The organism is Streptomyces maremycinicus (assembly GCF_001184025.1).
In the GTDB taxonomy this organism is placed as follows: Bacteria; Actinomycetota; Actinomycetes; order Streptomycetales; family Streptomycetaceae; genus Streptomyces; species Streptomyces maremycinicus.
Genome location: NZ_BBYG01000010.1, coordinates 461,697 through 481,941 on the forward strand (window position 1 = coordinate 461,697; position 20,245 = coordinate 481,941).

Below are 20,245 nucleotides of genomic sequence, written 5' to 3' on the forward strand. Positions count from 1 at the left end.
GCATGCGAGACGAGACGGCGGACCGGACCACACTGCGCGGCGACTGCGAGAACTGCTTCGGCCTGTGTTGCGTGGCCCTGCCCTTCGCCCGCTCCGCGGACTTCGCGATCGACAAGCCCGCGGGCCGGGAGTGCCCCAACCTGGGCGCGGACCATCGCTGCGGGATCCACGCGCGGCTGCGGCAGAGCGGCTTCACCGGCTGCACGGTCTACGACTGCTTCGGCGCCGGCCAGAAGGTCTCGCAGCTCACCTTCGGCGGCCGGGACCGCCGTACCGCCCCGCCCGGGGAGGCCCGCCTCATGTCCGAGGTGTTCCCGGTCGTCCGGCAGCTCCACGAACTCCTCTGGTATCTCACCGAGGCGCTCGGCCTGCCCGCCGCCCACCCGGTCCACGACGATCTGCGCCGGGCCCTGGCGAAGACCGAGGACCTCACCCGGCTGGCCCCGGCGGAGCTGGTCGGCCTGGACGTCCCGGCGCACCGCCAGGACGTCAACGTGCTGCTGCTGAAGACCAGCGAACTGGTCCGGGCCGGTGTCCGGGGGCGCAGGAAGGAGCGCCGGGGCGCCGATCTGATGGGCGCCCGGCTCCGGGGCGCCGACCTGCGGGGCGCGAACCTTCGCGGCGCCTGTCTGATCGCCGCCGACCTCACCGGCGCCGATCTGCGCGGGGCGGATCTGATCGGCGCGGACCTGCGCGACACCGGCCTCGCCGACGCCGATCTGACCGGCGCGTTCTTCCTGACCCAGCCGCAGCTGAACGCGGCCCGGGGGAGCGCGGCCACCAGGCTGCCCGAGTCAGTCACCCGCCCCGCGCACTGGACAGCGCGGCCCTGAGGGCGCCGTCGCCGGGCCCTCCCGGTCGGCCGGCCCGCCGGACGGCGCCGGTGTCCCGGTCGGCGCGGACGTCCGGGTGCGCCGCTCCAGGTGCATCCGCAGCCCCTCCGGCATCAGGGTCAGCCGCTCCGTGACCCGCAGTCGGTACGCCGGGTCCGGCCGCAGCTCGTAGCGGCGCAGCAGCAGCCCGAGCACCAGTGTGGCCTCGTGCAGCGCGAACTGCCGTCCGATGCAGGCCCGCGCCCCGGTGCCGAACGGCTTGAAGGTGTGCGGGGGACGGGCGCGTACGGCCGCCGCGTCGAAGCGGTCGGGGTCGAACCGGTCGGCGTCCGGCCCCCACGCCTCGGGATCGCGGTGCAGCATGGCCGTCAGGATCAGCGCCCAGGCGCCCCGCCGCATCGGGTGCTCCCCGCCCAGCACGGTGTCCACCCGGGCCTCGCGCGCGAACGCGGGCGCCGTCGGCCACAGCCGCAGCGCCTCGTCGAGGACCCGGCGGACGTAACGCAGCTTCGCGACCTGCTCGTACCCGGGCACGGCCGCGTCCCCCCACACCCGGTCCACCTCGGCTCGGGCGCGGGCGGCGATCCCGGGGTTGAGGGAGAGGTAGTGCAGGGCGAAGGAGAGCGCGCCCGAGGTGGTCTCGTGGCCGGCGACCAGAAAGGTGACGACCTGGCGGCGTACGTTCTGCGCCGACAGCCGCTCACCCGTGTCCGGGTGGGCCGTCTCGAGCATCCGGTCGAGCAGGTCGCCGTCCCCGCCGCCGCCGGCGCGGCGCTCCCGCACGAGCTCGTCGACCGTGTGGTTCAGATGGGCGATGTCGGCCTCGTTACGGCGCGTGGCCCGCCGCAGCAGGGCGGGGGAGGGCACGGTGTTGAGGCGCTGCGCGTAGGTGAGGGTGCCCACCATCGCCGTCACGAAGGGGTGCGGCCGGTCCCGTTCGAAGGACGCGAAGTCGTGGCCGAAGCCGGTGCGGGCGATCGTCTCCAGGGTCAGTTTGGTCATGTCGCCGGGCACGTCCACGGCCCGGCCCGCGGCCAGTTCGCGGTCCCAGTGGCCGGTGAGCCGCTCCGCCACGTCCAGCATCATCGGGTGGTAGGCCGCCATCGCCTCCCGGCTGAACCCCGGAGCCAGGACGTCGTGCGCCAGCTGCCAGTTCGGCTCGTGGTTGTACGCCGTGAACAGGGCGTCCCCGACGACGGGCCGCAGATTGGCGATGCCCAGCCCCACATGCTTGGCGAACCGTGTCTCGTCCGCCATGTCGGCGGCCAGCGCGGAGCCCCAGACGAACACGAACTCCCGGTTGAACGCCTTGCGGCGGAAGATCGGCCCCAGTTGCCCGGCGTACCGCAGTGAGTCCTGGAGGGGGGTGCGGCGGCTCGCGCCCAGCACGTCGCCGAGCAGGGGGAGCCGGCGCGGGGGGTGCGGGATGCGCTCCAGCTCGGGCCAGCCCAGCTCCGCGCTGCGGAACCCCTTCGGCAGTGCGCCCCCGGCCGCGGGCCCCGCCGCGGCCGGTCCACCCGGCCTTGCCGCAGTCCCCGGCGCCCGCGCGGTGCCCGTCGTCCCCGTCGTCTCCGCCATGACGCGATCTCCCTCGATGCAGCGGCAGGTTGAGCGTGTTGTACGTGGGTTCAACAGCGGCCTCAGTCTGCTGCCGCTGTTGAACCGGCGTCAAGTAGAGTGCGGGGATGGCCGCGAACCAGGGGGAGCGCACCCGGCGCCGACTCAGCACCGAGGAGCGCAGGGAGCAGCTGCTGTCGGTCGGCGCGCGACTGTTCTCGGAGAGCCCGTACGACGACGTGTGGATCGAGCAGGTCGCCGAGATCGCCGGGGTCTCCCGCGGGCTGCTGTACCACTACTTCCCCACCAAGCGGGACTTCTTCGCGGCGGTCGTGGAGCGCGAGAGCGAGCGGATGCTGCGGATGACGGCGGCGGTTCCCGGCGCCCCGGTCCGTGAACAGCTGACCTCCGGCCTCGACGCCTATCTGGCGTACGTGGCGGCCCACGCCCATGGCTACCGGGCCTTCCACCGGGCCGACGCCTCCGGTGACCAGGCGGTGCGCCGGGTCTACCGGCGGGCGCTCGCGGCCCAGGAGCGGCAGATCCTGGCCGCGCTCGGCGCCGACCCGGAGTTCGGCCCGGTCTTCGAGGAGCGCCCCGATGTACGGCTGGCCGTGCGCGGCTGGCTGGCGTTCACGACGGCGGTCTGCCTGGAGTGGCTGCGGGGGTCGGACCTGTCGCGGGAGCAGGTGGGGGAGTTGTGCGCGCGGGCGCTGCTGGGGGTCATCGCGGGCCCGGCGTGACCGGCGCGGGGCCGTCGAGGCCCCACCCCCGAGGTCCGGCGGTCGAGACGCGGGTCCCGCGCGTCGCTGTCCTGGTTGGCGAACACCCGGATCTCCGATAGGTTAGGCAAGGCTTACCTAAGGAGGTTTTGGGATGGGTGACAGCCAAAGCTGGGCGGCCGTGCCTGCCGCTGCCGAGCGGGCCCGTTCGGTACTCGCGGCATCGTGGTCCTGCGCGGTGACCGCCGACGGAGGGCGCGAGGAGTTCGTCGGCGCGCACGCCGTCGACGAGGACGGCCGGGTGATCCTGCACGTGCCCGAGGACAGCGCCCTGCTCACGGCCGCGATCTTCGCGCCCCGCGGCGAGCCGTCCGCCGTGCTGGAGTTCGCGGACGTGGCACCCGTGCCCGTGCGGGGGCGGATCCGCGCCCGGCTCTGGCTGGCCGGCTGGTTCCGCCCCGAGGACGGTCATCTCGCCTTCCACGCCACCCGCATCGTGCTCAAGGAGCCCAGCGGCGCGGTCGTCGTCGACCTCGAGGAGTTCGCCGCCGCCGGGCCCGATCCGCTGGCCACCGCCGAGGCGCATCTGCTCACCCATCTCGCCGACGCCCATCCCGACGCGGTCGAGCGGCTCACCCGGCTCGTCCGGCCGGACAGCCTGCACGGTGCCGTCCGTGTCCAGCCGCTCGCCGTCGACCGGCACGGGCTGACCCTGCGCGTCGAGCGCGCCCGCGCCCACGGCGACGTACGCCTGCCCTTCCACGCGCCCGCCGACGACGTCGGCCAGCTCACCGAGCGCATGCACGTCCTGCTCACCCAGGCGGCGGCCGCCTCCTGCCCCCGCGCCCTACAGCGGCAGCGCGCAGACGGCGACGGGTGACGCGAACGGCTCGCCCGCGAGCCGCAGCCCGCCGTCGGCACCGTCCACCCGGAAGACGCTGACCGTGCCGGAGCGCTGGTTGGCGGCGAACAGCAGGCCGCCGTCCGGCGACAGGGCGATCTGCCGGGGGAAGTCGCCCTCCACCGGCACCGTGCCGAGCAGCCGCAGCCGGGCCCCGTCAGCCTCCACCGCGTAGCGGGCGAGGGTGTTGTCCCCGCGGTTGGCGAGGAAGGCGTGAGCGCCGTCCGGGGTGACCGCCAGTTGCGCCGGATAGTTGGTGGCCGCCCTGGAGCCCGTGGACTGCGGCCTCCCGATCGTCAGCCGGCCGCTCGACGGCTCGTACGCGCACACCGAGACCGTGTCGTCCGCCTCGTCGGCGAGATAGGCGTACCGGCCGCCGGGATGGAAGGTGAGATGGCGCGGACCGGCGCCCGCCCGGGTGTGCGCCTGCGCGACCTCCGTGAGCGTCCCGGCCCGCTCGTCCAGGCGGTAGCTGTACACCGTGTCCGTGCCGAAGTCGACGGCGAGCACATGGCCGCCGTCCGGAGCCGTGATGAACTGGTGTGCGTGCGGCCCCTGTTGGCCCGACCGGGGCGCCGGGCGGCGGTGCGTCACCCGGTCGGTGCGTTCACCGAGCGCCCCCGAGGCCTCGATCGGGTGGACCGTCACACTGCCCGAGCCGTAGTCGGCGCTCAGCAGCCACCGTCCGCCCGGATGGACCGACACATGGCAGGTGTGCGTCCCGCCCGTGGTCCGGCTGCCCAGCACCTTCTCGTCGGACAGCCGCACGGCGGTCACGGCGCCCCGCTCCCGTTCGTCCGCCGCGTACAGCGTCGTGCCGTCCGGGTGCACCGCGAGATACGACGGGTCCGGGACGCCGGTGATCGTGCCCCGGCCGGTGACGCGCCCCGAGACGGGGTCGTACGAGGCGACCTCGATGCCCTTCCCGCCGCCCTCGGCGGACGTGTAGGTGCCGAGGTAGAGGGGGCGCGGACCGGTGGCACCGCGCGAGGCCTCCGGTGCGGGCGCCGCCGACGACGCAGGCCGGCCGGGCGACGCGGCCCCCGAGGAGTCCCGGGCCGCGGCCGGCTCACCCTCGTCGCCGCAGCCGGTGAGGGCCGACGCGACGGCCGCGCCCCCGAGCACCCCGACGAAGCGGCGTCTGCTCCAGCCTCCGCCGGGTTCCCGGCCCGGCCCGGGCCGGGGGGATCCCCGGTGCGCCGCTTCCGTCCCACTGCCCATGCCCGCACCTCAGGTCGTCGTACGCCTCCGCCGTGACAGCCACCTTGACCCGGACCCGTCGTCGAACGCAAAAGCGGACCTCCGACGGGGACCCGCCCCGGCCGACGACCTCGGAGGGTCCCCCGCCGGTCCGCAGCGGCGCTGCCGGCCACGGGCCCACGGCGGTGCCGGTCACGGGTCCGCTGCCGGCCACGAGCCCCCGGTCACGGGCCACCGCGCGGGTTCCCCGCCGGTCACGGGCCGACGGTGGTGCCGGTCACGAGCCCCCTGTCGGTCACGGGCCCGTTCCCGGCCACGGGCCACCACACGGGCCCCTGCCGGTCACGGCCCGCCGTCCGGCGGGTACTCCCTGCCGGGCCCGCACGCCGGCCCGGCCCGGGGCCGGGTCAGGAGGAGCGCCGCCCGAATCCCGTCCGCTTCCGCCACAGCTCGTCCTGCACGCCCAGGCGCTCGCGCAGCCGGGACAGCCGTGGCATCCGGACCCGCTGGTCCCGGCTGTTGCGGTCCAGTTCCTCCAGGAGCCGACGGGTGCGGTGCTCGGTGTCCAGCTCGTCGATGATGCGGGTGGCCTCGGTCAGCAGCGCGCCGTGCAGCTGCCACTGGCGGGCGTCGTGCTGGAGCTGCTCCAGCAGCAACTGGGCGAGTTTGTCGCGGGTGGCCGCGGCCTGCCGCAGCTCGGCGGTGAGCCGCTCCTCGGCCGCGTCCGCGTTGAGGCTGACACTCGTGGTCACCAGCACCGCGAAGCTGACCACCGCGTCGGCGATCTCGGACAGCAGCCGCTCCACCACCTCGCCGGTCCCGGCCGGGAACAGCGGCTGCGGCTCGCGCTCCTTGGCGAGATCGGTGAGGGTCCGGGCGAGCACCCGCAGGACGACCGTGCAGATCTCCAGCGTGTCCAGACCGGTGCGCAGCACCACCCGGTGCAGCAGCCCCTCCCGCACGCGCGGATTGAACCGGAGGCTGTCCTCGGCCTGCCGCAGCGCCGCGTCCACCTCGACGATGTCGTGGTCCAGCCGGCGCGCCTCGTGCAGCCGGGCCGCCGCCTGTTCCACCGCGGTCCGGCCGGCGGCCTCCTCGCCGATGCGGAGCATCAGCCGGCGCAGCCGACGGGCCAGCCCGTCGATCGACTCGCCCGCCTCCTCCACCCACACCGGTGGCGGCAGCAGCAGATTGCAGCTCAGCCCGACGAACGCGCCGATCAGCGTCTCGACCACCCGCGCCCACGCCGTGTCCCCGACCGTGGTCACGCCCAGCACCAGCATGGCGCTGATCGCCACTTCGGGGACGTACTCGTCGACCCGCACCAGATGCCCCACCCCCAGCGAGGCGACGATCAGCAGTGCGAGGCTCCACCAGGTCAGACCGACCAGGAGGCTGAAGGCGATGGCCACGAGCACACCGGCGACCACCGCGTTCACCCGGCGGATCCCGTTGGTGAGCGTCGCGTACAGGGTGACCTGGACGACGAGCAGAGCGGTGAGCGGTGCGGTGAGGGGCAGCGCCTCGGGGCTCAGGCGCAGGGCGATGACATAGGCGATCGTCGCCGCGGTGGCGGACCGCAGTGCCTGGACGACGACGGGTTCCCGGTGGCGCTGTACCAATCGCACGAGCGGTGCCGCTCGTTCACGTACTTCTTGCATCGACAGTCCAGTTCCCCTTCCCCCGCGGCCTCGAACGTCTCTTCATCACCTCGCGACACGCGGAGTACGACAGGATGGGTCGATCGGCCCTATTGCGGACCGTATCTGTCCGCGAGCGAGCCTAGGTTGTTCCCATGAGCCGGGGAAGTGACCGGGCGGGCGGAACGGAGGGGGATCTCCATGGCGGACGAGGCAGCCGGGGCGGAAGCGGCGGGCACGGCGGACGGGGCCGTCGGGGCCGACGGGAGCGTCAGGGCCGTCGGGGCCGACAGGGTGGGTGCGCCGGACATCGAGGTCCTCGCGGGCGCGCACGCCTACCTGCGGGAAGTGGTCGCGGCGGTCGGCGACGAGCAGTGGGGCGCGGCGACGCCGTGCGACGGGTGGACGGTACGCCAGGTGCTCAACCACGCCCGTATCGACCAGCAGGGCTACGGCCTCGCCCTCACCGGCGGCCGACCCGACAGCGACCCGTTCCACCCGGCCGACGCGCTGGACGGCGACCCGGCGGCCGAGCTGGCGAAGGTACTGGACGCGGTGGCCGGGGCGTACGCCGGGCTGCCCGCGGACACGGAGGAGGTGCCGACGCCGCTGGGCCCGCTGCCGCTGTCCCTCGCCGTCGGCGCCGCCGCGATGGACGCCGCCGTGCACGCCTGGGACATCGCCGTGGCCACCGGCCAGGACCGTCCCCTGCCGGCCGGGACGGCCGCGGGGATCGCACCGGCGGCGGAACACCTCGTGGACCACCTGCGCGACGCGTACCAGGTCTTCGCCCCGGCCCGGGAGACCCCGGACGCCCACGACCGGTCGGCGACGCTGCTGGCCTTCCTCGGCCGCGACCCGCACTGGTCCCCGCCCGCGACCTGAGGGGAGACGGCGGCACGCGCGCGGCCCGTGGCCCTTCGCCCGGCCTCCGCGCCGCCCGCCGACGCGTCCGTCGTGGAGCCCGTCTCGGCCCGGGAGTCCGCACCGGGGCCGCCGTCGGCTCGCCGTACCGCTCCCCGGCTTCCGGGGGCGGTTTCGCGGACGGCGCCGGGCGGCGGGGAGGGGTTCCGTACCCTGTACCGGGACCGTACGTCCGGCGCCGACGACACGGCCGCCGAGACGTGGCCGGCGGGGCGGATCGCGGAGGGCCGGCACGCGGACAGGACGTCCGCGCGGCCGGGTGACCGGCGGGAGGGAACGGGGCGGGATGACGGATTCCTGGGCACGTGCGCGGAGCGTCCTGGAGACGGCGGGCCTCCCGCCCGGCCTGCTGGCCCACGTGGGGCCGCTCGGCGGCGGCACGTACAACACCGTGGAGGAGCTCCGCCTGACGGACGGCGGCCACTACGTGCTGAAGGTCGCCCCCACGGCGCCGGGCCTGAGCCACGAGATCCGACTGCTGTCCGCGGAGGCCGAGTTCTGCCGCGGGGCGGCCCGGGCCGAAGTGCCGGCGCCGCGGGCCGTGGCCCTCGACGAACAGTGGCTGCTGATGACGGTGTGCCCGGGAGCCCCCTGGGACGGCTGCCTCGATCCCTGCGAACAGGCCGGACTGCGCGCCGAGTTGGGCGCTCTCATGGCCCGGCTGCACCGGGTCGCCGGGCCCGGCTTCGGTTACCCTTCCGGCGCCTTGGGGCCGCTCGCCGCCGACTGGCGCACGGCGTTCACGGCGATGTTCGACGCCGTCCTCGCCGATGCCCGCCGCTACGGAGCCTGGCTGCCCCGCCCCGTCGACGAGGTGGCCGCCGTCGCCCGGGGCGCGTACGACGCCCTCGACGAGGTGACCGTCGCTCGTCTCGTCCACTTCGACCTGTGGCCCGGCAACATCCTGGTCGACCGGAGCGGCGGGACGCCCCGGATCGGCGGCCTCATCGACGGCGAGCGCATGTTCTGGGGCGACCCGCTCGCGGACTTCGTCTCGACCGCCCTGCTCGGGGACATCGAGAGGGACGCGCCCTTCCTGGAGGGTTATCGCGGCGCCGGAGGGCACGCCGTGTTCGACGGGTCCGCCCGGCCGCGTCTCGCCCTGTACCGGGCCTACCTCTACCTGATCATGCTCGTCGAGACGGTCCCGCGGGCGTACGGCGCGGAGCACGACCGCTGGCTGCGCGAGGCGGTCGCCCCGGAGCTGCTGGCGGCACTGGACGGGATCGCCTCGGCGGACGTCTCTTAGCTCACATCGTGAACTAAGGGTTGGAGGAAAGTCGCGTGGCGCCGCGCGCAAGGGTATGTTGCAGGTCGGGCAGGGTGCGAAGGGGAGCGACATGACGGGGCGGAACGGGCGCACGGTACGCGACCTGAGGCGGGCCAACCGTACGGCCGTGCTCAAGCGGCTCTACTTCGACGGCCCCCTCAGCCGCTTCGAACTCGGCCCGAGCACCGGTCTGAGCTCCGGCTCGGTCAGCAATGTCGTCGCCGACCTGGTCGCCGACGGACTGGTCGAGGAGGCCGGCAGCGTCGACTCCGACGGCGGTCGCCCCCGCATCCTGCTGCGGGTCGTCCCCGCCAGCGGGCACATGATCGGCGTGGACGTCGGCGAGACCCGGGTGCGGATCGAGCTGTTCGACCTGACCCTCACCGAACTCGCCCGGGTGGAAAGGCCGTTGGAGCAGCGACGGTACGAGGTCGACGGAATCGTCGGACACATCCGGGACGGCGTCGCCGAGGTCCTCGAAGCCGCCGGCATCGCCCCGGAACAGCTGCTCGGGGTCGGTATCGGTGTCCCCGGCATCATCGAGCACACCCCGGAACGGGGCGCCGTCGTGCACGGCCAGACGATCGGCTGGGACGCCGTCCCGCTGGAGGCGCTGCTGCGCGAGGGCTCCCTGCTGCCGGAGAGCGTGCCGTACTTCATCGACAACGGCGCCAAGACCCTCGGCCAGGCCGAGATGTGGTTCGGCGGCGGACGCGGTGCGCACAACGCGGTCGTCGTCCTGTTCGGCTCGGGTGTGGGCGCCTGTCTCGTCACGCCCGAGGTGGAGCACGGCCGTGCCGTCGAGTGGGGGCATCTGACCGTACGGGTGCGGGGCCGTCGCTGCCGGTGCGGCGCCCTCGGCTGCCTGGAGGCGTACGCGGGTGCCGAGGCCCTGCTGGAACGCTGGCGCGAGCACGGGGGCCGGCCGCCGCAGGGCGCGGACGAGGAGAGCGCGCTGACGGCCATGCTGGGCGCCGCCTATCCCCAGGACGGCGCGCGGGTCCCCGACCCCGTGGCGCTCGAGGTGCTGGAGGAGACTGCCGAGTATCTGGGCGCGGGCCTCTCCGACCTGATCAACCTCTTCCAGCCCGAACGCATCCTCATCGGCGGCTGGGCCGGACTCCAGCTCGGCGCCCGCTTCCTGCCCGCCGTCCGCCGCCACGCGACCGCGTACGCGTTGCGCCACCCCGCGCAGAAGGTCACCGTCGAGCTGGGGCGGCTCGGCCCCGACGCGGTCACCGTCGGCGCGGCGATCCTCCCGCTCGCCGACTTCTTCGCCCGTGGCGGCCGACGCCCCGAGCCCGTCCCCGTCGGCCCGGCCCCCGCCTGGCGCACCGTCCTGGAGGACCGCGCACCGCGCTGACCCCTCGCCGCCGCCCGCTGCCCCCGGCCCACCCGACCGGCCCCGCCGCGTTTCGTCGATCTCCGGGGAGGTACTCGCCTGCTCGGCCGGGCGATCGGCGCCCGGCGACGTCGTGCGCGCCCGGCGCCGCGACGGTGAAGGGAGGACGTCGTGGCCGTGCAGCGCCCCGAGAGCCCCGGTGGGAACGGCACACCCATCCCACGCGACCTGCCGGACCAGCAGGCCGACGGGGGAGAGGACCCCTGGGACATCGGCGACCCCGAGCAAGCCGCCGACGCCGGCGGATCGAGCGGATCCGGTGAGGCGGGGGAGTCCGGAGAGGACGGGGAGAGCGCTCCCGACGTTCCCGACACCGACGAGGCGGGTACCGGCCGGCAGGGCGCGGCGCAAGCGGGCCGCGGCCAGAGCGACCACCCCGTGCCCGACGAGCCGTCCGCCTGAGGAGCGCCTCATGGGTACGGTCGGCAACCCCTCGTCCCCCGGGCCGGGTTCGGCTCCTGCCACGGCCGTCCGGCCGTCGAGGCACCCTCGTCTGCGGCCGCCCTCGCCCACGACCTGGGCCGCCCCGACCGCTTCGTGAACATGCTGCCCGTGTCCAAGCCGGCCTCGCCGATGAGCGGGGGCTCGTGGCGGCCGTCGGTCTGCGGCCGGCGGCGGGCGCGGTCGCCTTCGCCGCGCTGAGAGGCCGGTTGCCGCGACTCGGGGGCGCGGCAACCGGGACCGCCGCGGTCCCGGGCCCGCCGGTCGCCACCCGCACCGGGGTGCGGGCGGCGGACACCGCCGTACCCGCCTGACACGGCGCCCACCGGGATCTGCCCTGAGTGTTCGCGGTGTCGGCCACGGTCACGGCCTCGGGTATGGCCCTGGTGGTCGCCCGGCCCACGAGAACACGCCCGCGCGCCGTGCCGCCGCCCTGGCCGCGCCCGCCGACGCGGCGCCGCCGTCACCTGCGGGCTGTACGCGGCGCCGCCGTCACTTGCGGCCCTCTCCTGGCCGGCCCCGCCTGCACCCGCTTCGGGGTGTTCACGGCCGGGATCGCCTCGGCCCGGGACCTGAAGTACACCGTGGTCCCGCGACGCGAGCGGCAACGGCGACAGGGGCGGCGACACCCCGTCGAAGGCGGGCGGCCCGGCGGAACGGCCTGACCGGCCCGGCGCCCGACGGCTGACGGCCGCCCGACGGCCGACGGTCGGGCCCACCGGCCTTCCCGGCCACGGTGGGCGGCCCGGTCGGGCGGGCGCGGGCGCCATGTGCTCAGCCCACCTTGCGCCCCCGCATCGGCTCCGTGGCCTCGCCCTCGCCGGCCCGCAGGCCCAGCAGGAACTCCTCCAGCACCTCCGGCGCCGTGTGCTGCGGATGCCAGCCCAGCTCGACCCGGGCCCGCGTGCAGTCCATCAGGGGGAGCCTGAGCACGGCGTCGAAGAGGTGCGGCGAGGCCGGGAGCAGGCGCAGGCCCCAGGCCGCGGCGATCGCCGAACGGGCCGCCGTCCGGGGCAGGCGCACCGGGCGCGCGCCGAACATCTTGCCCAGCAGTTCCGCGTCGAGAGCCGGCTCGGCGGCCAGGTTGAAGGGGCCGCGCACCTCGGTACGCAGCGCCAGCCGGTACGCCACGGCGGCGTCGTCGGTGTGCAGCGCCTGCACGCGCAGACCCCGGACGTCCGGCAGGAAGGGCAGCCGCTCGGGGCGGGCGACCGGGCCGGGCAGGAACCGGCCGCCGAAGATGCGCCGCTGCTCGCTCGCCGATTCCCGCTTGAACAGGAACGCCGGCCGCATCCGCACGACCCGGGTCCGGGGATGGTCGCGCTCGAAGGTGTCCAGGGTGCGCTCCAGGTAGGCCTTCTCCCGGCAGTAGGCGGCGTCCGGCCAGCCGTGCGTCGGCCAGGACTCGTCCACCGCGTGCTCCTTCGGCCCCGGCGAGTACGCGCCCACCGAGGACGCGTGCACCAGGACGGGCACCTGCGCGGCGGCCACCGCCTCGAAGACCCGGATGCTGCCCAGGACGTTCGTCCGCCAGGTCGCCGCCGGATCGTGGGTGGGCTGGAACGCCCAGGCCAGATGGATGACCGCGTCCGCGCCGGCGAAGGCCGCAGCGAGACCGGCCTGCTCCGAGGCAAGGTCGACGGCCGTCCACTCGGTCTTGCGCGGCGACAGGTCCGGGATCCGCCGGGCCAGGCCGCGTACCGAGGCGACGTCCGGGTCCTCCGACAGCAGCCGCACCACGCTCGTGCCGACATTGCCGGTGGCGCCCGTGACGACCACGTTGCTGCCCGTTGCGCTGCTCACCGTCGGCTCCTCTCGCCGGTCCTCGCAGGGACCCGCCGAGTACCCGGCCCCGCCCGGCGCACGCGGGACGTCCCCGACCCGCCGCCCTGGGCCGGGAAGTCGCCGCGCGAGGGCGTTCCCGCCGGTCAGGCCGGCCGACAGGGCCCTGGGCGAAGCCGAGTGCTCCGGGTCGAGCGGCCCGGCCGCCGGGCAGGGGCGTCGCGGACAGGGGAAAGCCCCGACCGGACGGGGGAATCACGGTCGGGGCGGTCTGAAGGTGTGGGCGCGGACGGCGGTCGCCTCTCGGCGAAAGGCTCCACAGGGCTTCAGCCGGACGATCGTCCCTGTGGGCAAAAGGTGAGGCCCGGGGACACTGTCCCGTCCGCACCCACGAATGGTTCAACGGCGAACCTCCTGGGCGTGTTCCCGGGCCGGCGGCCACGAGCGGTGACGTGTGTCACCCCTTCCGGGTGCCGCCCTCCGCGAGGTCACGCGCGACGGCGTCCCTCAGGCCAGCGGGCTGTCCGACAGCGACGCCAGGAGCTCGGCGGGATCGGCGTACACCGCTTCCGCCCCCGCCTCCAGCAGGTCGGCGCGGGGGATGCCACCGCACAGGACGCCCACGCAGCGCACCCCGGCGCGGCGGCCGGCCCGCATGTCCCACACGGTGTCGCCGACGAACACCGCTCGCTCGGCGGGCGCCCCGACCAGCTCCAGGGCGTGCTCCACGGGTTCCGGAGCGGGCTTGCCCTCCTCGACGTCGTCCGAGCTCGCGGTCGCGGCGATGACGTCGTCGGCGTCGATGGCACGGCGCAGGGCGGACAGCTCCTCCCCGCTCGCGGAGGTGGCGAGCACGACCGTCCAGCCGTCGTCGTGCAGCCTGCGCAGCAGCGGACCCGCGTCCCGAAGCGTCGGGAGCCGGTCGAAGTACTGCCCGTAGAGGGCCTTGTGGGCGGCGCTGATCCCGGCGTCCTGGTCCTTGTCGCGGTCGTCGCCGAGCAGGTGGGCGACGAGATCGCCGGACCCCAGCCCGACCGCCCGGTGCACGGCGTGCATCGGGACCCGGTGGCCCGCCTGCCGGAAGGCCTCCCACCAGGTGGTGACATGGAGGTGGTTGGTGTCGACCAGGGTGCCGTCGACGTCGAACACGGCAGCGCGTGTCATCGGGGTCCTTTCGCTCGAGATCTCCGGGTGCCACCTCAGGCACCCGCCACGCCCGCCGGTACCCGTCCCTCCCGCGTCCAGGCCAGCAGGTCCGCCATCGGCCAGGTGGTCACGATCCGTTCCGCCGGCACCTCGCACTCCTCGGCCCGCGCGCAGCCCAGGATCTGCCAGTCCAGCTGGCCGGGCGCGTGCGCGTCGGTGTCGACCGAGAACAGCACGCCGGCCGCCACGGCCCGGCCCAGCAGCCGGCGTGGCGGATCGAGCCGCTCGGGCCGGCTGTTGATCTCGACGGCCGTACCGGACTCGGCGCACGCGGCGAACACCGCGTCCGCGTCGAACTCCGACTCCGGCCGTCCCCGGCCGGTCACCAGCCGCCCGGTGCAGTGGCCGAGGATGTCGGCGTGCGGGTCGCGCACGGCGTTCACCATGCGGCGGGTCATGGCGCGGGACTCCATGCGCAGCTTGGAGTGCACGGACACGACCACCACGTCCAGCCGCTCCAGCAGCTCCGGCTCCTGGTCCAGCGAGCCGTCGTCGAGGATGTCGCACTCGATGCCGGTCAGCAGCCGGAACGGCGCCCAGGTCGCGTTGAGCTCCTCGACCACGTCGAGCTGCCGGCGCAGCCGCTCGGGCGAGAGCCCGCGGGCCACCGTGAGACGCGGTGAGTGGTCGGTCAGCACGGCCCACTCATGGCCGAGCGCGGCCGCCGCACGGCCCATCTCCTCGATGGGGCTGCCGCCGTCCGACCAGTCGGAGTGCAGATGGCAGTCCCCGCGGACCAGCTCCCGCAACCGTTCGCCGGCGCCGTCCGTGAGTGGCTTGCCCGCCTCGCCCTCCAGCTCGGTCAGGTAGGACGGCGTCTCCCCTGCGAGCGCCTCGCGTGCCACCTGGGCGGTCTTCGGACCCACGCCCTTCAGTGACTCCAGGGTCCCGGCCCCGGCGCGCTCGCGGACCTCCGCCTCCGGCAGGCGGGCCAGCACCCGGGCCGCCGTGCGGAAGGCCTTCACCCGGTAGGTCGGCGCCAGCGACCGCTCCAGCAGGAAGGCGATCCGGTCCAGGGCTTCGACGGGCTCCATCGCCACCTCCTGGCTCCAGAGTTCCCCACCCGTGCGCGGATCGCACCAGGAAATCGGACCATTCGTCACGACAGGTTCCGCTCTACCCTCTATGTCATGAGCGAAATCGCGAGCCTTCGTATCTCCCACCCGCGGATCATGGTGCTCGGGGTGCAGCCGGGCCCCGCGCCGTTCCGCATCGTGGAAATCGACTCCGAGGTGGTCGGCGAGGCGAGGGACGTGACCGACGTCCTCGAGATCGCCGCCTCGTTCGGCATCACCGTGCACGACCTCGACGACCCCGACGTGGTGCGCTGGGTGGGCGGGGACCGGTACACCTGGAGGCCGCGCTGACGACGGCGGTCCCCGCCCCGCCGACGGTCAGGCCCTCTCCCGGGCGGCCCGCCGCAGGTGCCGTTCCCGTGCGTGCACCGCACGGCTCATCCGGCGGCCGATGAGCAGGTAACCGATCAGGGCGCCCGTGGTGTTGAGGATGACGTCGTCGATGTCGAAGGCGCGTCCGGTGACCACCGCGCCCTGGGCGAACTCCACCATCAGCATGACGGTCGCGGTCAGCAGCAGCACGCGCAGCACCCCGCGGGCCCGGGGCGCGACCACCGGCACCAGGACGCCGAAGGGCACGCCGAGCAGGATGTTGCCGCCGATCTGCTTCACCGCGTCGCGGAGTTCGGGCTGGTCGAGGTAGGCGCGCAGGGAGTCGCCCGGATGCAGGTTGGAGTGCACCAGCGCCGCGGAGGCGGGTGACGGCTCCAGGGTGAGCCGGGCGAGCACGACGGCGAACGCCACCATGAACACGAAGGCGCACAGCATCGCCAGCAGCCGGAGCGGAAGCGGCAACGGCCGGCGCTCGGCGCGCGCCGCCTTCTTGGCCGGGCCGGACGTCGCGTCGGGCTTCGGGGCCGACCTACGCCCGGGCCGCCACCTCGACCTCGGCTCGGACACCGGATCGGGCTCCGGCGCGGAGCTCGCCTTCGCGCCGGATTTCGCGCGCGGCCCGAAGGGGAACCCGCGCTTCGGGCCCGACTTCCCGGCCCCGTTCCCGGGCGGGGCCGGCTCCTCGGTCCGGCCGGCGCGTGGGCGGAACACGGCGAGCGGACGTAGGGCTGTACGGGCCATTCGGTCCTCCAGTCTTCAACTTCCTTGCGTGGTAGGGCGGTTACCCCCGAACGCCCGAGGAATGCGGCCCGTCTCACCGCGGTTCCCTTCACCGCGGTCCCCTTCACCGCAGACCCGGCGGGACGGGCGGGGGCGGCAGGTCAGGCGTGGTACGTGACCTTGACCTCCGTGAAGCCGAGGGAGCGCAGCAGTCCCTGGAGCATGTCGGTGGTGTTGGTCTCGGCGCGTGCGATCAGCTCGCTCTCCTTCGCGGCCTCGCCGATGTGCTTGACGGCCAGCTTCTGCACGGCCTGCTCACCGCTCGGGTTGTCCGAGAAGAGGTCGCCGAGGCGGTCGAACAGCCCGCGCTGCTTGGAGACCGCGTAGGAGCGGTCCGGGTCGAGCGCCGGCTTGCCGAGCAGGGCGTGCGGCAGCCGGAGGGTGGCCGAGGTGCGGTCCTCGTCGACCGTCACGTCCTGGTCGCCGACCTTGCCGAGGTCGACGTAGGCGTCCACGGTGCCCGCCCCGACGTACAGGGTGCGGGTGCCGCGGATCGCGTCGGGGAGGTACTTGGCGTCCTTCTCCAGGTCGACGACGACCTGGAAGTTGCCGGAGGCGGCGTCGTAACGGCTCATGTCCTGGATGGATTCCAGCAGGGCGGGGCCCGAGCGGTCGTGGGTCTCGGTGCCGAAGAAGTCGCGCAGCCCCGGCAGCAGGCTCAGCCGGATCCCGGCGAACATCACGACGAGTACGACCACGACGGCGGTGAGCACCTTGGCCCAGCCGGGCATGCGCCGGGGGAGGCGTGTGGCGGGCTTCTCGGGCTTGATGTCGGTCGTCATACGACGGCCCTCCTTCCTCCTGTCCGGATGCCCGCCAATTTCCCGGTCAGACCGCGCTGTTGACAACCTGTGACAGTGCGGGACGGCAGGACGGGCCGCCGGGGCCCCGGGGCCGCGCCCGGCCCGTCGGCCCGTTCGTCGGCGTGCCGGGGCGAGCACCCCCGCCCTCCCGGCCGGTGCCGTCCCGGTCGCGCGGTCCCGATCGCCCGGCTCAGGCCGGTGTGGTGGTGGCCGCTCCACCCGGTTGGCCGCTTCGGGCCCTCCGGGGCCCGGCGGCCGGACACGGGCGGATTCCCGGGGGCCCGAGGGGCTGCGAGTGACTCCGAGTGACCGGGCGGGACTCCCGTGCACTCCTGAGGGTGGGCAAAACGGACCCGGTCCGTAGCATGAGAACTCCGCGCCCCAGCCGGACATGATCAGCGAGGAGCCGATCGTGCGAGACATCTCCGTGTTCAGCGGCAGTGCCCATCCCGAGCTGGCCGCCGAGGTCTGTGCCCACCTCGGCGTGCCCCTGAGCCCCACCCGCCTCAGCAGGTTCGCCAACGACTGCCTGGAGGTCCAGCTCCAGGCGAACTGCCGGGAGCGGGACGTCTTCCTGGTCCAGCCCCTGGTCCGGCCCGTGCAGGAGCACCTCGTCGAGCTGCTGCTGATGTGCGACGCGGCCCGCGGCGCCTCGGCGGGCCGGATCACCGTCGTCATGCCGCACTACTCCTACGCCCGCTCCGACAAGAAGGACGCGCCCCGCATCTCCCTGGGCGGACGCCTGGTGGCGGATCTGATGGCGGCGGCCGGCGTCCACCGTGTCCTCGCCATGACCCTGCACTCGCCCCAGGTGCACGGCTTCTTCTCGATGCCCGTCGACCATCTGCACGCCCACCGGGAACTGGCCGCCCACTTCCGCCGCTACGACCTCAGCCGCACCACCGTGGTCTCGCCCGACCTGGGCAACGCCAAGGAGGCCGCCGCCTTCGCCCGGATGATCGGCGCCCAGGTGGCGGCCGGCGCCAAGCAGCGTTACGCCGACGACCGGGTCAGTATCAGCGCCGTGATCGGCGAGGTGGCCGGGCGGGACGTCATCGTCCTCGACGACGAGATCGCCAAGGGCAGCACGGTCCTGGAACTGCTCGACCGGCTCAGGGAGTTGGAGCCCCATACGATACGGGTGGCGTGCACGCACGGCCTGTTCGCGGCCGGGGCGCTGAAGCGGCTGAGCGAGCAGCCCGACGTGCTGGAGATCGTGTGCACCAACACCGTGCCGGTGCCCGCCGAGGAGCACACGGACAAGCTGCGGATCCTGTCCATCGCGCCGGCCCTCGCGGAAGCGGTGCGCCGTATTCACAACGGTGAGTCGGTCAGCGCCCTGTTCGACGCGGCGCGCGGCCGGTAGCCGGGGCCGGGGAGCGCGGTGACGGGCGGGAGCGGGTACGGACGTGAGCGGGTGGGGGCGGGAGCGGGTACGGACGCGAGCGGGTGGGGGCGGGAGCGGGTGGGGGCGAGGGCGGGAGCGGGGTGGGGGCGGGTGCGCTTCGAGCGCCGTCATAACGTCCCGGAGGTGGCCTCGGGCTGTTCCAGGGCCGCGTCCAGCGTCGTGGCCGGCGGCAGCAGCCGGTACAGACCGGTGGCCCGCAGGATCCGCAGGGTGAGCCGATGGGTGCAGACGAGGTGCAGATGTCCGCCGCGGCCGAGGACGCGGCCGCGCGCCCGGTACAGCAGGCGCAGCCCGGAGCAGTCGAAGAACTCGATCCGGCTGAGGTCGATCACGACCCGGGGCGCCTCGCCCTCCGTCGCGTCGTCGAGGTGCGGGGCGATCTCGGTGGCGGCGACGATGTCGATCTCGCCGCGGAACTCCAGCACCGTGTACCCCCGGTCCTCGCGGATGCGCAGATGCGGGGTGTCCGCCGCGGGTTCCTCCAGCACGACGACATCGCCTCCAACCCGCTCCACCGGTCGGGAGCCTCCAACGGCCGGGGAGCAGACAGCTGTTCCCCGCCCCAGCAAGTTACCCCCGATCGAGTGAATTCCAGCATGTTCGATTGACATATGTCTTCGAAATGCAACCGACAGTGCCGGAGTTTTTTCTCGCCGTGAGCGAAGGGGCGTACGCCGGGTCGTGAAGGGGTGCGTCGGGTGTGACGACGGGGCGTGCCGCGCTTCGGCGGTGAGGTCGCCCTCGCCGTCGAAGGGCCGCCGGTCGGCAGGCGGGCCGTCGGGCTCACCCTCGGTGACAGCGGGATCCGGGCCTCCCTCCAGGCCCTGGTCGGGCCGGTCGAGGAGGGCGGCCGGCTCCCGCTGCACCGCCTGATCGGCACCCGTCCGTCCGCGGACGTCGAGCAGGCGGTACGGGGTATGACCGAGGGCGGGACCGGCGAGCCCGCGCCGATCCTCCGAGGCTTCGTCAGCCGACCGTCAGGACGAGCTTCCCGGTCGTCCGGCCGGTGTCGCCGAGCGTGTGCGCCTCGGCGACCTCGGCCAGCGGGAACGTCCCCGCGATCGTGGCGCGCAGCTTCCCGGCCTCGACCAGCTCGGCGATCGTCCGCATCCCCGCCCGGTCGGCGTCCACCAGCATCCGCATCGCCCGGACACCGAGCCGCCCGGCCTCCTCGTAGAACTCCCCGGAGCCCACCGGCAGGATCGACACCACGATCCCGCCGGGCCGCAGCACGCGCAGCGACCGCACGGAGGTGTCCCCGCCCAGCGTGTCGAGGACCACGTCGACGTCCTTCACGGCCTCGGTGACGTCGGTCTCCCGGTAGTCGATCACCTCGTCGACGCCGAGCTCCCGCAGGAAGTCGTGCTTGCCCGCGCTCGCCGTGCCGATCACATACGCGCCGCGCGCCTTGGCGATCTGCACGGCGACATGGCCCACGCCGCCCGCGGCCGCGTGGATCAGTACCCGCTGCCCGGGCTCGAGGCCGGCGTTCTCCACCAGCGCCTGCCAGGCGGTGAGCGAGACCAGCGGCAGGGCCGCCGCCTGGACGTGGTCGATCCCGGCCGGCTTGTGCCACAGGGCGCGGACCGGGGCGATGGCGTACTCGGCGTGCGAGCCGTGGCCGTAGGGGTACGGCAGCATGCCGAAGACCTCGTCGCCGGGGGCGAAGGTCGCCACGCCGATGCCGACCGCCTCGACGGTCCCGGAGAGGTCCCAGCCCAGGACGAACGGCGGCTCGCCCAGGAACCCGCCCGTCTGGCGGTGCTTCCAGTCGGTCGGGTTGACGCCGGCGGCGCGCACCCGGACCAGTACCTCGTTCGGACGCGGCGCGGGCCGCTCCACTTCCGTTTCCCTCAGGACCTCGGGACCGCCGAGGACGTTCTGGCCGATGACGCGCATGGTGTTCACAGTGCTCATGGTGAACCAGCCTGCCGGGCCGGGCGCGTCCGGGAAATGGCAAGATTGCC

Annotated in this window: 19 protein-coding genes; 9 read left to right on the plus strand and 10 right to left on the minus strand. The window is 74.3% G+C overall.

The window, feature by feature from the left end; all coding sequences use genetic code 11:
* The first annotated feature begins 2 nt into the window (after positions 1-2).
* Complete coding sequence (locus tag AOQ37_RS09640; protein ID WP_062643248.1) at positions 3-833, plus strand: pentapeptide repeat-containing protein; 831 nt, start codon at positions 3-5, stop codon at positions 831-833.
* Here AOQ37_RS09640 and AOQ37_RS09645 read toward each other — a convergent pair.
* Positions 795-2,411, minus strand: a complete 1,617-nt coding sequence (locus AOQ37_RS09645; protein WP_234436850.1) for a cytochrome P450 — start codon at positions 2,409-2,411, stop codon at positions 795-797. The genes AOQ37_RS09640 and AOQ37_RS09645 overlap by 39 nt on opposite strands.
* A 107-nt stretch (positions 2,412-2,518) precedes the next feature.
* Between AOQ37_RS09645 and AOQ37_RS09650 the strand changes: the two genes are divergently transcribed.
* Positions 2,519-3,133, plus strand: coding sequence for a TetR/AcrR family transcriptional regulator (locus AOQ37_RS09650; RefSeq protein ID WP_062643250.1), 615 nt, complete (start codon positions 2,519-2,521; stop codon positions 3,131-3,133).
* 133 nt (positions 3,134-3,266) lie between these two features.
* A complete protein-coding gene (locus AOQ37_RS09655) occupies positions 3,267-3,992 on the plus strand; it encodes a DUF2470 domain-containing protein (protein ID WP_062643252.1) in 726 nt (241 codons plus the stop codon).
* Here AOQ37_RS09655 and AOQ37_RS09660 read toward each other — a convergent pair.
* Together AOQ37_RS09660 and AOQ37_RS09665 are read right to left on the minus strand one after the other, a co-directional pair.
* Positions 3,960-5,234: a lactonase family protein gene (locus AOQ37_RS09660; RefSeq protein ID WP_107085151.1), complete on the minus strand. Its 1,275-nt coding sequence runs from the start codon at positions 5,232-5,234 to the stop codon at positions 3,960-3,962. The two genes, AOQ37_RS09655 and AOQ37_RS09660, sit on opposite strands and share 33 nt — an antisense overlap.
* A 386-nt stretch (positions 5,235-5,620) precedes the next feature.
* Entirely contained in the window at positions 5,621-6,874 is a 1,254-nt protein-coding gene (locus tag AOQ37_RS09665; RefSeq protein WP_062643257.1) for an FUSC family protein, read from the minus strand.
* Positions 6,875-7,054: 180 nt separating this feature from the next.
* Between AOQ37_RS09665 and AOQ37_RS09670 the strand changes: the two genes are divergently transcribed.
* The 4 genes from AOQ37_RS09670 to AOQ37_RS09685 all read left to right on the plus strand — a co-directional run bounded on the left by AOQ37_RS09670 (position 7,055) and on the right by AOQ37_RS09685 (position 10,851).
* Positions 7,055-7,738, plus strand: coding sequence for a TIGR03086 family metal-binding protein (locus AOQ37_RS09670; RefSeq protein WP_062643258.1), 684 nt, complete (start codon positions 7,055-7,057; stop codon positions 7,736-7,738).
* Positions 7,739-8,063: 325 nt separating this feature from the next.
* Positions 8,064-9,026, plus strand: coding sequence for a phosphotransferase family protein (locus AOQ37_RS09675; RefSeq protein WP_062643260.1), 963 nt, complete (start codon positions 8,064-8,066; stop codon positions 9,024-9,026).
* A gap of 91 nt (positions 9,027-9,117) precedes the next feature.
* Positions 9,118-10,410, plus strand: a complete 1,293-nt coding sequence (locus tag AOQ37_RS09680; RefSeq protein ID WP_062643607.1) for an ROK family transcriptional regulator — start codon at positions 9,118-9,120, stop codon at positions 10,408-10,410.
* Positions 10,411-10,560: 150 nt separating this feature from the next.
* Entirely contained in the window at positions 10,561-10,851 is a 291-nt protein-coding gene (locus tag AOQ37_RS09685; RefSeq protein WP_062643262.1) for a hypothetical protein, read from the plus strand.
* An 813-nt stretch (positions 10,852-11,664) separates the two neighbouring features.
* Here AOQ37_RS09685 and AOQ37_RS09690 read toward each other — a convergent pair.
* The 3 genes from AOQ37_RS09690 to AOQ37_RS09700 all read right to left on the minus strand — a co-directional run bounded on the left by AOQ37_RS09690 (position 11,665) and on the right by AOQ37_RS09700 (position 14,912).
* The gene (locus tag AOQ37_RS09690) at positions 11,665-12,693 is read right to left on the minus strand and encodes an SDR family oxidoreductase (RefSeq protein WP_062643263.1); all 1,029 of its coding nucleotides are present in this window, start codon (positions 12,691-12,693) and stop codon (positions 11,665-11,667) included.
* A 486-nt stretch (positions 12,694-13,179) separates the two neighbouring features.
* Entirely contained in the window at positions 13,180-13,836 is a 657-nt protein-coding gene (locus AOQ37_RS09695) for an HAD family hydrolase (protein WP_062643265.1), read from the minus strand.
* Between the two features lie 35 nt (positions 13,837-13,871).
* The gene (locus AOQ37_RS09700; protein WP_062643267.1) at positions 13,872-14,912 is read right to left on the minus strand and encodes a PHP domain-containing protein; all 1,041 of its coding nucleotides are present in this window, start codon (positions 14,910-14,912) and stop codon (positions 13,872-13,874) included.
* A gap of 96 nt (positions 14,913-15,008) precedes the next feature.
* Between AOQ37_RS09700 and AOQ37_RS09705 the strand changes: the two genes are divergently transcribed.
* Positions 15,009-15,245: a hypothetical protein gene (locus tag AOQ37_RS09705; RefSeq protein WP_062643269.1), complete on the plus strand. Its 237-nt coding sequence runs from the start codon at positions 15,009-15,011 to the stop codon at positions 15,243-15,245.
* 27 nt (positions 15,246-15,272) lie between these two features.
* On the opposite strand, the gene AOQ37_RS09710 is transcribed toward AOQ37_RS09705, so the two are convergent.
* Positions 15,273-15,749 carry a VanZ family protein gene (locus tag AOQ37_RS09710; protein WP_062643608.1) on the minus strand — a complete coding sequence of 159 codons (477 nt, stop codon included), beginning with the start codon at positions 15,747-15,749 and terminating at the stop codon, positions 15,273-15,275.
* Between the two features lie 419 nt (positions 15,750-16,168).
* Complete coding sequence (locus AOQ37_RS09715) at positions 16,169-16,849, minus strand: DUF4230 domain-containing protein (protein ID WP_062643271.1); 681 nt, start codon at positions 16,847-16,849, stop codon at positions 16,169-16,171.
* 433 nt (positions 16,850-17,282) lie between these two features.
* On the opposite strand from AOQ37_RS09715, the gene AOQ37_RS09720 reads away from it, so the two are divergent.
* Entirely contained in the window at positions 17,283-18,236 is a 954-nt protein-coding gene (locus AOQ37_RS09720) for a ribose-phosphate diphosphokinase (RefSeq protein ID WP_062643609.1), read from the plus strand.
* Positions 18,237-18,385: 149 nt separating this feature from the next.
* On the opposite strand, the gene AOQ37_RS09725 is transcribed toward AOQ37_RS09720, so the two are convergent.
* Positions 18,386-18,793: an anti-sigma factor antagonist gene (locus tag AOQ37_RS09725; protein ID WP_078890099.1), complete on the minus strand. Its 408-nt coding sequence runs from the start codon at positions 18,791-18,793 to the stop codon at positions 18,386-18,388.
* 451 nt (positions 18,794-19,244) lie between these two features.
* Complete coding sequence (locus tag AOQ37_RS09730; protein WP_062643276.1) at positions 19,245-20,195, minus strand: NADP-dependent oxidoreductase; 951 nt, start codon at positions 20,193-20,195, stop codon at positions 19,245-19,247.
* Positions 20,196-20,245 lie beyond the last annotated feature (50 nt).

Coding starts and splice junctions, on each gene's coding strand:
- AOQ37_RS09675 (WP_062643260.1), top strand. CDS start 8,064: ATGACGGATTCCTGGGCACGTGCGCGGAGCGTCCTGGAGACGGCGGGC.
- AOQ37_RS09715 (WP_062643271.1), bottom strand. CDS start 16,849: ATGACGACCGACATCAAGCCCGAGAAGCCCGCCACACGCCTCCCCCGG.
- AOQ37_RS09645 (WP_234436850.1), bottom strand. CDS start 2,411: ATGGCGGAGACGACGGGGACGACGGGCACCGCGCGGGCGCCGGGGACT.
- AOQ37_RS09665 (WP_062643257.1), bottom strand. CDS start 6,874: ATGCAAGAAGTACGTGAACGAGCGGCACCGCTCGTGCGATTGGTACAG.
- AOQ37_RS09655 (WP_062643252.1), top strand. CDS start 3,267: ATGGGTGACAGCCAAAGCTGGGCGGCCGTGCCTGCCGCTGCCGAGCGG.
- AOQ37_RS09650 (WP_062643250.1), top strand. CDS start 2,519: ATGGCCGCGAACCAGGGGGAGCGCACCCGGCGCCGACTCAGCACCGAG.
- AOQ37_RS09730 (WP_062643276.1), bottom strand. CDS start 20,195: ATGAGCACTGTGAACACCATGCGCGTCATCGGCCAGAACGTCCTCGGC.
- AOQ37_RS09660 (WP_107085151.1), bottom strand. CDS start 5,234: ATGGGCAGTGGGACGGAAGCGGCGCACCGGGGATCCCCCCGGCCCGGG.
- AOQ37_RS09695 (WP_062643265.1), bottom strand. CDS start 13,836: ATGACACGCGCTGCCGTGTTCGACGTCGACGGCACCCTGGTCGACACC.
- AOQ37_RS09680 (WP_062643607.1), top strand. CDS start 9,118: ATGACGGGGCGGAACGGGCGCACGGTACGCGACCTGAGGCGGGCCAAC.
- AOQ37_RS09670 (WP_062643258.1), top strand. CDS start 7,055: ATGGCGGACGAGGCAGCCGGGGCGGAAGCGGCGGGCACGGCGGACGGG.
- AOQ37_RS09700 (WP_062643267.1), bottom strand. CDS start 14,912: ATGGAGCCCGTCGAAGCCCTGGACCGGATCGCCTTCCTGCTGGAGCGG.
- AOQ37_RS09640 (WP_062643248.1), top strand. CDS start 3: ATGCGAGACGAGACGGCGGACCGGACCACACTGCGCGGCGACTGCGAG.
- AOQ37_RS09705 (WP_062643269.1), top strand. CDS start 15,009: ATGAGCGAAATCGCGAGCCTTCGTATCTCCCACCCGCGGATCATGGTG.